Genomic DNA, 14,601 nt, shown 5'->3' on the forward strand with positions numbered 1-14,601 from the left:
AGCGGCTGCGGCCCTGTCGCGCGTGTACGGGTGGGTGCCGGCTTACAGCACGCGCACCGCGCCGCTCGGCGGGTCGTAGGAGAGCGGCTTCTCGACGACGCCCGTGGAGGAGTTCTGCGCGCCGACGAACATGCCGCCGCCGACGTAGACACCCACGTGGTACGCGCTGCCCGCGCCGCCCCAGTAGAGGATGTCGCCCGGCTGGAGGTTGTCCAGCCCGACCTGGGTACCGGCCGTGGACTGCGACTGGGAGACGCGGGGCAGGCTGATGCCGACCTGCTTGAAGGCGGCCTGTACGAGACCGGAGCAGTCGTAGGCGGACGGGCCGGTGGCGCCGGAGACGTACGCCTTGCCGACCTGGGCCTGCACGAAGGAGACGACGGCGGCGGCCGAACCGGTCGCCGTGGACGTGCTGGTGCTGCTGCCGGTGCCGGTGGCGCTGGAGGAGCCGGTGTCCGAGGACGCGCTCAGGGTGGTGCGCTCGGCGGCGCGCGAGGCGCGCTCGGCGGCCTCCTTGCGCTCGGCCTCCTCGGCCTTCTTCTTGGCTTCCGCGGCCTTCTTCTTGGCCTCGGCGAGGTCCGTCTTGGCCTGCTTGGCGGCCTTGGCGGCCGCCGCGTCGCGCTCGGCCTGCAGCTGGTAGCTCGCGGCCGCCTGCTGCGTGACGTCCGCGGACTGGGCGACCTGAGCGGCCAGGTCGGCCGTCAGGGTGGGCAGTTCGAGGGTCTGCGTCACGGGTTCGGCCGCGTGGGCCGCCCCCGACGCACCGGCCACTGCCAGGGTGCTGAGGACGCCACCGGCAACTCCGGTCCGCATCGCGATCGTCGACGCGCTGCGGCGGGGCTTCCGGTGGCTGCGTATGTGAGCGGTGTGGGACATAGGGACAACCGGTATCAGTAGCTCCTCCATACCTTCAAGAAACGTGTGCTGCGCCACAGTTGTTCAATCGGGCCGTCGAATCCCGGGCGTGTCGCTCTTTATTGACGCCGTAACGGACATTGCGGACGGGCCGTAACCGGCCTGTGATCACGGTCTTTGATCGTTACGCCCGAATTGCCCCGCGCTTACCACTTGTTGGGACAGTTGGCCAAGCCCGGTTCTCAGACGCCTCTCATGGATGTGGCGCAGGTCACGGAACGGTTGTCCCGGCACAGGCGTCCGTCGCGTGCGAGTGCGCCACTCGACTCCCGGGGCCGGCCCGGCGGTGGCCCGCCGATGTGGATCACCGCTCGTGAATGCGTGCACGTGTCCACATCGCCCCCCGGCCCTCCCTCTCCTGTGTGAACACCTCCTCTATCAAGGGCGGGCGTCCAACGCCAATTTGCATGCAAGGGAACCATCTTGATATTGAGACGCATCCTGCTCGGGCCCTCTGGCCAGCGACGACGAGCGAAAATGTCACCTCTGGTGATCAGGTGAACGCTTCTTGTGTGAAGATCACTGCTCATCCGACTTCATGATCGTTCGTCAGGTGGTGGAGATCACAAAGCTTGTGCAATACCCCGTGTCGCAGATCACAGAGCGTCGGGCATAGGATGCGAGGCAGTTGGGCTTGTGACCTGCTTCACATGTTCGCGATCTTCGTCGGGACGGGCGGGGCTCGTGGGGCTGTTGGGGCGGCTGTGAGTCCAGTGCAACCGCCAGCAGTCAGTGCCGACTGAGAGGAGCGAGGAGCGGTGAACGCGTATGCGCCCATCCTCGTACTGGGAGCCCTCGGGGCAGGCTTTGCGATCTTCTCCGTGGTGATGGCCACGCTGATCGGTCCGAAGCGGTACAACCGGGCGAAGCTCGAGGCCTACGAGTGCGGCATCGAGCCGACCCCCACGCCGGCCGGCGGCGGGCGCTTCCCCATCAAGTACTACCTGACGGCGATGCTCTTCATCATCTTCGATATCGAGATCGTCTTCCTCTACCCCTGGGCCGTCACCTTCGACGCCCTGGGGATTTTCGGGCTCGTGGAGATGCTGCTCTTCGTGCTCACCGTCTTCGTCGCGTACGCGTACGTATGGCGGCGCGGCGGCCTGGAATGGGACTGAGGGGCCTTTGACATGGGACTCGAAGAAAAACTGCCGAGCGGCTTCCTGCTGACCACCGTCGAGCAGGCCGCGGGCTGGGTGCGCAAGTCGTCCGTCTTCCCGGCCACGTTCGGCCTCGCCTGCTGTGCCATCGAGATGATGACCACCGGCGCCGGCCGCTACGACCTGGCGCGCTTCGGCATGGAGGTCTTCCGCGGCTCGCCGCGGCAGGCGGACCTCATGATCGTCGCCGGCCGGGTCAGCCAGAAGATGGCGCCGGTGCTGCGGCAGGTCTACGACCAGATGCCGAACCCGAAGTGGGTCATCTCCATGGGGGTCTGCGCCTCCTCGGGCGGCATGTTCAACAACTACGCCATCGTCCAGGGCGTGGACCACGTCGTCCCCGTCGACATCTACCTCCCCGGCTGCCCGCCGCGGCCCGAGATGCTGATGGACGCCATCCTCAAGCTCCACCAGAAGATCCAGAGCTCCAAGCTCGGGGTCAACGCCGAGGAAGCGGCCCGCGAGGCGGAGGAAGCGGCGCTCAAGGCCCTGCCCACGATCGAGATGAAGGGGCTGCTGCGGTGAGCGACGCGAACAACACCGCGGGTGACCCGAACGAGGTCAACCCCGAGAAGGAACTGTCCGCGGAGAACCTCCCCGGCCAGCGGGGCCAGGGCGGTGAGGAGATCCGCGTCCAGCGCGGCATGTTCGGCGCCAACAACGGCGGCGACACCTCCGGCTACGGCGGCCTGGTCCGCTCCGTCCGGCTCCCCGGACCGGCGAGCCGGCCCTACGGCGGGTGGTTCGACGAGGTCGCCGACGAACTCGAGGGCGCGCTGGAGGAGCAGGGACTCCTCCCCGACAACGCCATCGAGAAGACGGTCGTCGACCGCGGCGAGGTGACCTTCCACATCGAGCGGGAGCACCTGGTCCGCGTCGCCCGCACCCTGCGCGACGACCCGGCCCTGCGCTTCGAACTGTGCACCGGCGTCAGCGGCGTCCACTACCCGCACGACAAGGGCCGCGAACTGCACGCCGTCTACCACCTGCGCTCGATCACCCACAACCGGCTGATCCGCCTCGAAGTCAGCGCCCCAGACGGCGACCCGCACATCCCGTCGCTGGTCTCCGTCTATCCGACGAACGACTGGCACGAGCGCGAGACGTACGACTTCTTCGGCATCGTCTTCGACGATCACCCGGCCCTGACGCGGATCATGATGCCGGACGACTGGCAGGGCTTTCCGCAGCGCAAGGACTACCCCCTCGGCGGCATCCCCGTCGAGTACAAGGGCGCCCAGATCCCGGCTCCGGACCAGCGGAGGTCGTACTCGTGAGCACTTCCCACGCCTCCCCCAGGGAGACGACCGAAGGCACCGTCTACACGGTCACCGGCGGTGACTGGGACGAGGTCGTCCAGTCCGCGGCCCGCGCCGACGACGAGCGCATCGTCGTCAACATGGGCCCGCAGCACCCGTCCACGCACGGCGTGCTCCGCCTCATCCTGGAGATCGACGGCGAGACGGTCACCGAGGCCCGCTGCGGCATCGGCTACCTGCACACCGGCATCGAGAAGAACCTCGAGTACCGGAACTGGACGCAGGGCACCACGTTCGTGACGCGCATGGACTACCTGACCCCGTTCTTCAACGAGGCGGCCTACTGCCTGGGCGTCGAGAAGCTCCTCGGCATCGAGGACCAGATCCCGGACCGGGCCACGATCATCCGGGTCCTGCTGATGGAACTGAACCGGCTCTCCTCGCACCTGGTGGCCATCGCCACCGGCGGCATGGAGCTGGGCGCCACCACGATCATGATCTACGGCTTCCGCGATCGTGAACTGATTCTCGACATCTACGAGCTGATCACCGGCCTCAGGATGAACCACGCGTACATCCGCCCGGGCGGACTCGCCCAGGACCTGCCGCCGGGCGCGGTGGACCAGATCCGCGAGTTCGTGAAGAAGATGAACAAGAACCTCCCGGAGTACGACAAGCTCGCCACCGGGAACCCCATCTTCAAGGCCCGTATGCAGGACGTCGGCTACCTCGACCTGACCGGCTGCATGGCGCTCGGCGCCACCGGCCCCGTCCTCAGGTCCACCGGTCTCCCGCACGACCTGCGCAAGACCCAGCCGTACTGCGGCTACGAGACGTACGACTTCGACGTCCCGACCGCCGACACCTGCGACTCCTACGGCCGCTTCCTGATCCGGCTGGAGGAGATGCGCCAGTCGCTCAGGATCGTCGAGCAGTGCCTGGACCGGCTCCAGCCCGGCCCGGTCATGGTCGCCGACAAGAAGATCGCCTGGCCCGCCCAGCTCGCCCTGGGACCGGACGGCCTCGGCAACTCCCTCGACCACATCAAGAAGATCATGGGCACCTCCATGGAGGCCCTGATCCACCACTTCAAGCTGGTCACCGAGGGCTTCCGGGTGCCGCCGGGACAGGCGTACACGGCGGTCGAATCCCCCAAGGGCGAGCTGGGGGTGCACGTCGTCTCCGACGGCGGCACCCGCCCCTTCCGGGTCCACTTCCGCGACCCGTCCTTCACCAACCTGCAGGCCATGGCGGCGATGTGCGAGGGCGGCCAGGTCGCCGACGTCATCGTCGCGGTGGCGTCCATCGACCCCGTGATGGGAGGCGTCGACCGGTGACCACCTCTTCTTCGGAGCGGGGCGTCAGCCTGGGCATGCCGGAACTGCCCGCGCCCGCCTACCCGGACGACGTCCGGGCCCGGCTGGAGACCGACGCGCGCGAGGTCATCGCCCGCTACCCGGACTCCCGGTCCGCCCTCCTGCCGTTGCTGCACCTCGTGCAGTCGCAGGAGGGACACGTCACGCGCACCGGGATGCAGTTCTGCGCGGACATGCTGGACCTCACCACCGCCGAGGTCACCGCGGTCGCCACCTTCTACACCATGTACCGGCGCCGGCCGAGCGGCGACTACCAGGTCGGGATCTGCACCAACACGCTGTGCGCGGTGATGGGCGGCGACGCCATCTTCGAGTCCCTCCAGGACCACCTCGGCGTCGGCAACGGCGAGACCACCGAGGACGGCAAGGTCACCCTGGAGCACATCGAGTGCAACGCGGCCTGCGACTTCGCGCCGGTCGTGATGGTCAACTGGGAGTTCTTCGACAACCAGACCCCGGCGAGCGTCAAGGCCCTCGTCGACGACCTGCGCGCGGGACGCCCGGTGACGCCCACGCGCGGTGCGCCGCTGTGCACCTTCAAGGAGACCGCCCGGATCCTGGCGGGCTTCCCCGACGAGCGGGACGGCGCCGTCGCGGCCGGCGGCAGCGCGGGTCCCGCCTCCCTGGCCGGCCTGAAGCTGGCGAAGGGCGAAGCGCCCGCCGCGCGCGTGGTGCACCCGCGGGACGGCGGACCGCACGACGCACCGCAGGACCGGGCCGTGCACGACCCGTCACCGACGGAACACCTCAGCTCGCACGACGCGCCGCAGGACACATCGGCATCCGACCCGGCCCACCCGGCAGGGCCTGCCGCCGAGGAGGGGGAGTGATGACCGTGGCAGCCGAGATCAAGGGCAGCAGCCCGGAGAAGCTGCTCGCACCCGTGCTGTCGGCCTTCTGGGACGAGGACGAGTCGTGGACTCTCGACGTCTACCGGAGGCACGAGGGGTACGAGGGGCTCCGCAAGGCGCTGGCGATGGCGCCGGACGACCTGATCGCGTACGTCAAGGAGTCCGGTCTGCGTGGACGCGGCGGTGCCGGGTTCCCGACGGGGATGAAGTGGCAGTTCATTCCCCAGGGGGACGGCAAGCCTCACTATCTAGTTGTCAACGCCGACGAATCGGAGCCGGGAACCTGCAAGGACATCCCGCTCCTCTTCGCGAACCCGCACAGCCTCATCGAGGGCATCGTCATCGCGTGTTACGCCATCAGGTCTTCGCATGCCTTCATCTATCTGCGTGGTGAAGCCGTCCCAGTGCTGCGGCGGTTGCACGAGGCCGTGCGCGAGGCCTACGCGGCCGGCTTCCTCGGCGAGAACATCCTGGGCAGCGGACTCGACCTCACCCTCACCGTGCACGCGGGCGCGGGCGCGTACATCTGCGGTGAGGAGACCGCACTGCTCGACTCGCTCGAAGGCCGCCGGGGGCAACCGCGGCTCCGTCCCCCCTTTCCTGCCGTCGCGGGCCTCTATGCGTGCCCGACTGTGGTGAATAACGTCGAATCGATCGCTTCAGTTCCCGCGATCCTGAACAAGGGCAAGGACTGGTTCAGGTCGATGGGCAGCGAGAAGTCCCCGGGCTTCACGCTCTACTCGCTCAGCGGCCACGTCGCGGGCCCCGGCCAGTACGAGGCCCCGCTCGGCATCACGCTGCGTCAGCTCCTCGACATGAGCGGCGGCATGCGCCCCGGCCACCGGCTCAAGTTCTGGACGCCCGGCGGCTCCTCGACACCGATGTTCACCGACGAGCACCTCGACGTCCCCCTCGACTACGAAGGAGTGGGCGCCGCCGGTTCCATGCTCGGCACCAAGGCGCTCCAGTGCTTCGACGAGACGACCTGCGTCGTGCGCGCCGTCACCCGCTGGACCGAGTTCTACGCCCACGAGTCCTGCGGCAAGTGCACACCCTGCCGCGAAGGCACCTACTGGCTCGTCCAGTTGCTGCGCGACATCGAGGCCGGCAAGGGACAGATGTCCGACCTCGACAAGCTGAACGACATCGCCGACAACATCAACGGCAAGTCCTTCTGCGCCCTCGGCGACGGTGCCGCGGCGCCGATCTTCTCCTCGCTCAAGTACTTCCGCGAGGAGTACGAGGAGCACATCACGGGCCGCGGCTGCCCCTTCGACCCGGCCAAGTCGACGGCCTGGGCCGACCGCACGGAGGTGAAGGCATGACCGTGACCACCAATACTCCCTCGGGAGGGGGAGCTGCGGCGGTCCCGCCGGAGGATCTCGTCACGCTGACGATCGACGGCGCCGAGATCAGCGTGCCCAAGGGCACCCTGGTCATCCGGGCCGCCGAGCAGCTCGGCATCGAGATCCCCCGGTTCTGCGACCACCCCCTCCTCGACCCGGCCGGCGCCTGCCGCCAGTGCATCGTCGAGGTCGAGGGCCAGCGCAAGCCCATGGCGTCCTGCACCATCACCTGCACCGACGGCATGGTGGTGAAGACCCAGCTCACCTCGCCCGTCGCCGAGAAGGCCCAGCACGGTGTGATGGAGCTGCTGCTCATCAACCACCCGCTGGACTGCCCGGTCTGCGACAAGGGCGGCGAGTGCCCCCTGCAGAACCAGGCCATGTCGCACGGCCAGGCCGACTCCCGCTTCGACGGCAGGAAGCGGACCTACGAGAAGCCCGTGCCGATCTCCACACAGGTCCTGCTCGACCGCGAGCGCTGCGTGCTGTGCGCCCGCTGCACCCGCTTCTCCAACCAGATCGCGGGCGACCCGATGATCGAGCTGATCGAGCGGGGCGCGCTCCAGCAGGTCGGCACCGGTGAGGGCGACCCCTTCGAGTCGTACTTCTCCGGCAACACCATCCAGATCTGCCCCGTCGGCGCCCTGACCTCGGCGGCCTACCGGTTCCGCTCCCGCCCCTTCGACCTGATCTCCTCGCCGTCGGTGTGCGAGCACTGCTCCGGCGGCTGCGCCACCCGCACCGACCACCGGCGCGGCAAGGTCATGCGGCGCCTCGCGGCCAACGAGCCCGAGGTCAACGAGGAGTGGATCTGCGACAAGGGGCGCTTCGGCTTCCGCTACGCCCAGCAGCGGGACCGGCTCACCACGCCCCTGGTGCGCAACGCCGAGGGCGAACTGGAGCCGGCCTCCTGGCCGGAGGCGCTGCAGATCGCCGCACAGGGACTGCTCGCCTCCAGGGGCCGCACCGGCGTCCTGACCGGCGGACGGCTCACCGTCGAGGACGCCTACGCGTACAGCAAGTTCGCGCGCGTGGCGCTCGACACCAACGACATCGACTTCCGCGCGCGCGTGCACAGCGCCGAGGAAGCCGACTTCCTGGCCGCCCGGATCGCCGGACACGGCCGCGACCTCGACGGCACCGGCGTCACCTACACGTCGCTGGAGAAGGCGCCCGCGGTCCTGCTGGTCGGCTTCGAGGCCGAGGAGGAGGCGCCCGGCGTCTTCCTCCGGCTGCGCAAGGCGTGGCGGGGGCACGGGCAGAAGGTCTTCTCGCTGGCCACGCACGCCACGCGGGGCCTGGAGAAGGCGGGCGGCACCCTGCTCCCCGCAGCTCCCGGCACCGAGACCGAGTGGCTGGACGCCCTCGCCAGCGGCGTCGGCCTGGAGGAGGGCGGCACCCAGGCCGCCGAGGCCCTGCGCGCCGAGGGCGCCGTGATCGTCGTCGGCGAGCGGCTGGCGGCCGTGGCCGGCGGCCTCACCTCCGCCGTACGGACCTCGGCGGCGACCGGCGCCCGGCTGGTGTGGATCCCACGCCGGGCCGGGGAGCGCGGCGCCATCGAGGCGGGCGCGCTGCCGTCGCTGCTGCCCGGCGGACGCCCGGCGACCGACCCGCGCGCGCGTGAGGAGGTCGCCGCCCTGTGGGGCCTGGCCGACCTTCCGCACCGCTACGGCCGCGACACCGGCGAGATCGTCGAGGCCGCGGCCCGGGGCGAACTCCAGGCGCTGCTCGTGGCGGGCGTGGAGGTCACCGACCTGCCCGACCCCACGCGCGCGCGTGCGGCACTCGACGAGGCCGGGTTCGTGGTGTCGCTGGAGCTGCGGCCCAGCGAGGTCACCGAACGCGCCGACGTCGTCCTGCCCGTCGCCGCGGTCGCCGAGAAGCCCGGCACCTTCCTCAACTGGGAGGGCAGGGTCCGGTTCTTCGAGGCCGCGCTCAAGCCCGACCAGATGACCCGCCGCCTGGCCCCCGCCGACGCCCGCGTCCTGCAGATGCTGGCCGACGCCATGGACGTCCACCTCGGCCTGCCCGATCTGCGCACCACGCGCGCGGAGATCGACCGGCTCGGCGCCTGGGACGGGCCGCGGGCCGGTGAGCCGCTGCAGACCGCGAGCGCGCTGCCGCGGCCGGCCGCCGGCGAGGCCGTGCTGGCCGGGCACCGGCTGCTGCTCGACCAGGGACTGCTGCAGCAGGGCGACGAGGCGCTGGCCGGTACCCGGCACGCCGCCCGCGCGCGCGTGTCGGCCGCCACGGCCGCCGAGGCGGGCGTCAAGGACGGCGATGTCCTCGCCGTCACCGGGCCCGCCGGAGCCGTCGAATTCCCGCTCCAGGTCACCGAGATGCCCGACCGGGTGGTCTGGCTCCCGTTGAACTCGGCCGGCACCGGCGTCGCCTCCGACGCCGGGGTACTGCCCGGAACCCTCGTCCGCATCGGTCCGGCGGCGCCCGCGGGCGCCGCCCCCAAGGAGGTGGAGGCATGAGCCCGTACCTCGCCGCTGAAGACCTGTCGATGTTCGGCACCGACCCCTGGTGGCTGGTGGTCGTCAAGGCGGTGTTCTGCTTCGCCTTCCTGATGGTGACGGTGCTGTTCTCCATCGTGTGGGAGCGCAAGGTCGTCGCCTGGATGCAGCTGCGCATCGGTCCGAACCGGCACGGCCCCTGGGGCATGCTCCAGTCGCTCGCCGACGGCATCAAGCTGATGCTCAAGGAAGACGTCGTCGTCAAGCGCGCCGACAAGGCGGTCTACATCCTCGCCCCGATCGTCGCGGCCATCCCGGCCTTCATGGCGATCGCGGTGATCCCCTTCGGACCGGCCGGCAACGAGATCTCGATCTTCGGCCACCGCACCGCCATGCAGCTGACCGACCTGCCGATCGCCATGCTGTTCATCCTGGCGGTCGCCTCGGTCGGCATCTACGGCATCGTGCTCGCCGGCTGGAGCTCCGGATCGACGTACCCGCTGCTCGGCGGACTGCGCTCCTGCGCCCAGATGATCTCCTACGAGATCGCGATGGGCGCCGCGTTCGCCTCGGTCTTCCTCTACTCCGGCTCGATGTCCACCTCGGAGATCGTCGCCCAGCAGGACGACCGCTGGTACATCGTCCTGCTGCCGGTCTCCTTCATCCTCTACATCGTCACCATGGTCGGCGAGACCAACCGCGCCCCCTTCGACATGCCCGAGTCCGAGGGCGACCTGGTGGGCGGCTTCAACACCGAGTACTCGTCGATCAAGTTCGCGATGTTCATGCTCGCCGAGTACGTGAACATGGTGACGGTCTCCGCGGTCGCCACCACGCTGTTCCTCGGCGGCTGGCGGGCCCCCTGGCCGATCAGCACCTTCTGGGAGGGCGCCAACCACGGCTGGTGGCCGCTGCTCTGGTTCGTGGTCAAGGTCCAGCTGCTGCTGTTCTTCTTCATCTGGCTGCGCGGCACCCTGCCCCGGGTCCGCTACGACCAGTTGATGAAACTCGGCTGGAAGGTCCTCATCCCGGTCTCCCTGGTCTGGCTGATGCTGGTCGCGACCGTGCGGGCCCTCAGGAACGAGAACTACGGCTTCAGCGACATCGCCCTCTACATCGGCGGCGGCGTCCTGGTCCTGCTGCTGTTGTCCTTCCTCGTCGACATGTACCGCGACAAGGGCGGCAAGGCCGCCGACCAGTCTGCCGGGACCGGTGCCGGGCCCGGGGCCGGGGCCGCGGCCGGGACGGAGACCGCCTTCGACCCGATGGCCGGCGGATTCCCCGTCCCGCCGATGCCCGGACAGCAGGTGCCGCCGGTGCCCAGGCGCCGTCCCCGCCGGGAGCGGGAGCTCATTGTCAGTGGTGGGCCCGATACTCACAGTGACGGACCTGCGGGCGGACCTACGGATGGAAAGGAGGCGTCCGATGGCTGAGGAACGCGAAGAACACAGGGACAACACGGAGCACGTGGACCACAAGGGGACCGACCCCGGTTTCATGAACCCCGTGGCCGGCTTCGGCGTGACCTTCAAGGCCATGTTCAAGAAGCGGCTGACCGAGCAGTACCCGGAGCAGAAGAAGACCACCGCTCCGCGGTTCCACGGACGGCACCAGCTCAACCGCCATCCGGACGGCCTGGAGAAGTGCGTCGGCTGCGAGCTGTGCGCCTGGGCCTGCCCCGCCGACGCCATCTACGTGGAGGGCGCGGACAACACCGACGAGGAGCGCTACTCGCCGGGCGAGCGGTACGGCCGCGTCTACCAGATCAACTACGCCCGCTGCATCCTGTGCGGCCTGTGCATCGAAGCGTGCCCCACGCGCGCGCTGACGATGACCAACGAGTTCGAGCTGGCCGACTCCAGCCGCGCCAACCTCATCTTCACCAAGGACCAGCTGCTCGCCGGCCTCGAAGAGGGCATGGTCGACTCGCCCCACGCCATCTACCCGGGCACCGACGAGCAGGACTACTACCGGGGCCTGGTCACCGAGGCCGCGCCCGGCACGGTCCAGCAGGTCGCCCACTCCAAGGGGGAGGTCGTCCAGGAGGGCGACTCCACCTTCGGCGCGACCGAGCCGGCGTCGGAGGAGGTGATCCGCCGATGAGCGCGCAGCTCGCCGCCGCGGCGACCCTCTCGGCCGGCACCTCCACCGGAGAGGCCGTCCAGTTCTGGATCCTCGGCACGGTCGCGGTGATCGGCGCCCTGTGCACCGTCTTCATGAAGAAGGCCGTGCACAGCGCGCTGTGCCTCGCCGGGACGATGATCGTCCTGGCGGTGTTCTACCTCGCCAACGGCGCCTACTTCCTCGGCATCGTGCAGATCGTCGTCTACACCGGCGCCATCATGATGCTGTTCCTGTTCGTGGTGATGCTCGTCGGTGTCACCGCGGCGGACTCCCTGAAGGAGACCATCAAGGGCCAGCGCTGGCTGGCCCTGCTGTCCGGGCTCGGCTTCGGCATCCTGCTGATCGCCGGTATCGGCAACGCCTCCGTCTCGGAGTTCACCGGCCTCGCGCAGGCCAACGCGAACGGCAACGTGGAGGGCATCGCGTCCCTCATCTTCACCAAGTACGTCTTCGCCTTCGAGATCACCGGTGCCCTGCTCATCACGGCCGCCGTGGGCGCCATGGTGCTCACCCACCGCGAGCGCACCGAGCGCGCCAGGACCCAGCGCGAGCTGTCCGAGCAGCGCGTCCGCGACGGCAAGTACCTGCCGCCGCTGCCGGCCCCCGGCGTGTACGCCCGGCACAACGCGGTCGACATCGCGGGGCTGCTGCCCGACGGCACCCCCTCCGAGCTGACCGTCAGCAAGACGCTGCGCGAGCGGGGCCAGATCCGCGACGTGTCGATGGAGGCGCTGGGCGACCTGAAGGCGCTGGAGCAGCGGGCCGAGGACCGGCTGGAACGCAAGGCGGCCGGCCCCGACAACTCCAAGCAGTCCGAGGAGGCGTCGAAGTGAACCCTGTCAACTACCTGTATCTCGCAGCCCTGCTGTTCACGATCGGTGCCACCGGCGTGCTGATCCGGCGCAACGCGATCGTGGTCTTCATGTGCATCGAGCTGATGCTCAACGCCTGCAACCTCGCGTTCGTCGCCTTCTCCCGCATGCACGGCAACCTCGACGGCCAGATCATCGCCTTCTTCACGATGGTCGTCGCCGCCGCGGAGGTCGTGGTCGGGCTCGCGATCATCGTGTCCCTGTTCCGTTCCCGCCACTCGGCCTCGGTCGACGACGCCAGCCTGATGAAGCTGTGAGGGGCTGCTGAAACGTGGAGAACCTGATTGCGCTGCTGGTGGCGGCGCCCCTGCTCGGAGCGGCGGTCCTGCTGTGCGGCGGACGCCGGCTGGACCGCGTCGGCCACTGGATCGGCACGCTGCTGGCCGCCGTGTCCTTCGTGATCGGCGTCGTCCTCTTCGCCGACCTGCTCGGCAGCGGCACCGAGGACCGCACCCTGACGCAGCACCTGTTCAGCTGGATCCCGGTGGAGGGATTCCAGGCCGACGTCGCCTTCCGGCTCGACCAGCTGTCGATGACGTTCGTCCTGCTCATCACCGGCGTCGGCTCGCTCATCCACCTGTACTCGGTCGCGTACATGGAGCACGACGAGCGCCGCCGCCGCTTCTTCGGCTACCTGAACCTGTTCCTCGCGGCGATGCTGATCCTCGTCCTCGCCGACAACTACCTGCTGCTGTACGTCGGCTGGGAGGGCGTCGGACTCGCCTCCTACCTGCTGATCGGCTTCTGGCAGCACAAGCCCAGCGCCGCCACCGCCGCGAAGAAGGCCTTCCTGGTCAACCGCGTCGGCGACATGGGCCTGTCCATCGGCATCATGCTGATGTTCCTGTGGTTCGGCACCTTCGCCTTCGGGCCGGTGCTCGGCGGCCACGGGGAGGCCGGGCTCGCGTCCGGCGCGGACGAGGGCAAGCTCACCGCGATCGCCCTGATGCTGCTGCTCGCCGCCTGCGGCAAGTCCGCCCAGGTGCCGCTGCAGTCCTGGCTCGGCGACGCGATGGAGGGCCCGACCCCGGTCTCGGCCCTCATCCACGCCGCGACCATGGTGACGGCGGGCGTGTACCTGATCGTCCGGTCCGGCGCGATCTTCAACGGCGCACCCGACGCGCAACTGGTGGTCACCATCGTGGGCGCGGTCACGCTGCTCTTCGGTGCGATCGTCGGTTGCGCCAAGGACGACATCAAGAAGGCGCTGGCCGGCTCGACCATGTCGCAGATCGGCTACATGGTGCTCGCCGCGGGCCTCGGCCCGATCGGCTACGTCTTCGCGATCATGCACCTGGTGACGCACGGCTTCTTCAAGGCCGGGCTCTTCCTCGGCGCCGGTTCCGTCATGCACGGCATGAACGACGAGGTCGACATGCGCCGCTACGGCGGACTGCGCAAGTACATGCCGGTCACCTTCGTCACCTTCGGCCTCGGCTACCTCGCCATCATCGGCTTCCCCGGCCTGTCCGGCTTCTTCTCCAAGGACAAGATCATTGAGGCGGCGTTCGCCAAGGGCGGCACCGAGGGCTGGATCCTCGGCGCCTGTGCCCTGCTGGGCGCGGCCATCACCGCGTACTACATGACGCGCGTGATGCTGATGACGTTCTTCGGCGAGGAGCGCTGGCGCAACGCCCCGACGCCGTCGCCCGCGAAGCCGGACGTGGAGCCTGCCGCAGAGACACGCGGCACGTACGAGCCCCCGCACCCGCACGAGTCGCCGGGGCTCATGACGATCCCGATGATCGTGCTGGCCGTCGGATCGGTCGGGGCCGGTGCCTTCTTCAGCATCGGCGACCGCTTCATGCACTGGCTGGAGCCCATCACCGGGCACAGCCACGGCGACTCCCCGATCAGCGCCGGGGCGGTCACCGGGGCGACGGTGGCCTGCATGGTCATCGGCGTCGCCGTCGCCTGGGCGCAGTACGGGCGCCGTCCGGTCCCGGCCGTCGCCCCGCGCGGGTCGCTGCTCACCCGGGCAGCCCGGCGCGACCTGCTCCAGGACGACTTCAACCACGTCGTTCTGGTCCGTGGCGGCGAGCACCTGACGCGCTCCCTGGTCTACGTCGACCACACCGTGGTCGACGGAGTCGTCAACGGCACGGCGGCCTCGGTCGGCGGCCTGTCCGGGCGGATGCGCAAGCTGCAGAACGGCTTCGCGCGCTCGTACGCGGTCTCGATGTTCGGCGGTGCGGCACTCCTCGTCGCCGCGACCCTGCTGATGAGGGCGGTCTGATAC

The 14,601-nt window shown here is 69.4% G+C and carries 13 protein-coding genes; 12 read left to right on the forward strand and 1 reads right to left on the reverse strand.

Annotated features, from left to right (window positions below; genetic code table 11):
- Positions 1-42 precede the first annotated feature (42 nt).
- The gene (locus ACH4D3_RS15505) at positions 43-876 is read right to left on the reverse strand and encodes a C40 family peptidase (protein ID WP_398321953.1); all 834 of its coding nucleotides are present in this window, start codon (positions 874-876) and stop codon (positions 43-45) included.
- A gap of 797 nt (positions 877-1,673) precedes the next feature.
- Between ACH4D3_RS15505 and ACH4D3_RS15510 the strand changes: the two genes are divergently transcribed.
- From ACH4D3_RS15510 to nuoL, 12 genes are read left to right on the forward strand one after another with little or no spacing between them, the layout of a single operon-like run.
- Positions 1,674-2,033, forward strand: a complete 360-nt coding sequence (locus ACH4D3_RS15510; protein WP_003974383.1) for an NADH-quinone oxidoreductase subunit A — start codon at positions 1,674-1,676, stop codon at positions 2,031-2,033.
- Positions 2,034-2,045: 12 nt separating this feature from the next.
- Positions 2,046-2,600 carry an NADH-quinone oxidoreductase subunit B family protein gene (locus ACH4D3_RS15515; RefSeq protein WP_006133126.1) on the forward strand — a complete coding sequence of 185 codons (555 nt, stop codon included), beginning with the start codon at positions 2,046-2,048 and terminating at the stop codon, positions 2,598-2,600.
- Positions 2,597-3,352: an NADH-quinone oxidoreductase subunit C gene (locus tag ACH4D3_RS15520; protein WP_398321956.1), complete on the forward strand. Its 756-nt coding sequence runs from the start codon at positions 2,597-2,599 to the stop codon at positions 3,350-3,352. Before ACH4D3_RS15515 ends, ACH4D3_RS15520 begins: the two co-directional genes overlap by 4 nt.
- The gene (locus ACH4D3_RS15525) at positions 3,349-4,671 is read left to right on the forward strand and encodes an NADH-quinone oxidoreductase subunit D (RefSeq protein ID WP_398321959.1); all 1,323 of its coding nucleotides are present in this window, start codon (positions 3,349-3,351) and stop codon (positions 4,669-4,671) included. Before ACH4D3_RS15520 ends, ACH4D3_RS15525 begins: the two co-directional genes overlap by 4 nt.
- A complete protein-coding gene (nuoE, locus tag ACH4D3_RS15530; protein WP_398321962.1) occupies positions 4,668-5,540 on the forward strand; it encodes an NADH-quinone oxidoreductase subunit NuoE in 873 nt (290 codons plus the stop codon). The genes ACH4D3_RS15525 and nuoE overlap by 4 nt, the downstream gene beginning before the upstream one ends.
- Entirely contained in the window at positions 5,537-6,886 is a 1,350-nt protein-coding gene (gene nuoF / locus ACH4D3_RS15535) for an NADH-quinone oxidoreductase subunit NuoF (RefSeq protein WP_398321965.1), read from the forward strand. Before nuoE ends, nuoF begins: the two co-directional genes overlap by 4 nt.
- On the forward strand, positions 6,883-9,387 hold the full coding sequence (locus ACH4D3_RS15540; protein ID WP_398321968.1) for an NADH-quinone oxidoreductase subunit G: 2,505 nt from the start codon (positions 6,883-6,885) through the stop codon (positions 9,385-9,387). Before nuoF ends, ACH4D3_RS15540 begins: the two co-directional genes overlap by 4 nt.
- Positions 9,384-10,799, forward strand: coding sequence for an NADH-quinone oxidoreductase subunit NuoH (nuoH, locus tag ACH4D3_RS15545; protein WP_398321971.1), 1,416 nt, complete (start codon positions 9,384-9,386; stop codon positions 10,797-10,799). The genes ACH4D3_RS15540 and nuoH overlap by 4 nt, the downstream gene beginning before the upstream one ends.
- Positions 10,792-11,469, forward strand: a complete 678-nt coding sequence (gene nuoI, locus ACH4D3_RS15550) for an NADH-quinone oxidoreductase subunit NuoI (RefSeq protein ID WP_164275674.1) — start codon at positions 10,792-10,794, stop codon at positions 11,467-11,469. The genes nuoH and nuoI overlap by 8 nt, the downstream gene beginning before the upstream one ends.
- Positions 11,466-12,323, forward strand: coding sequence for an NADH-quinone oxidoreductase subunit J (locus ACH4D3_RS15555; protein WP_398321974.1), 858 nt, complete (start codon positions 11,466-11,468; stop codon positions 12,321-12,323). The genes nuoI and ACH4D3_RS15555 overlap by 4 nt, the downstream gene beginning before the upstream one ends.
- Complete coding sequence (gene nuoK / locus ACH4D3_RS15560; protein WP_003974374.1) at positions 12,320-12,619, forward strand: NADH-quinone oxidoreductase subunit NuoK; 300 nt, start codon at positions 12,320-12,322, stop codon at positions 12,617-12,619. Before ACH4D3_RS15555 ends, nuoK begins: the two co-directional genes overlap by 4 nt.
- A gap of 14 nt (positions 12,620-12,633) precedes the next feature.
- Positions 12,634-14,598 (forward strand): NADH-quinone oxidoreductase subunit L, encoded by a 1,965-nt coding sequence (gene nuoL / locus ACH4D3_RS15565; protein ID WP_398321977.1) that lies wholly within the window; start codon positions 12,634-12,636, stop codon positions 14,596-14,598.
- Positions 14,599-14,601 lie beyond the last annotated feature (3 nt).

Origin of the sequence: Streptomyces sp. NPDC018026 (assembly GCF_044327745.1) — a bacterium.
In the GTDB taxonomy this organism is placed as follows: Bacteria; Actinomycetota; Actinomycetes; order Streptomycetales; family Streptomycetaceae; genus Streptomyces; species Streptomyces rubrogriseus.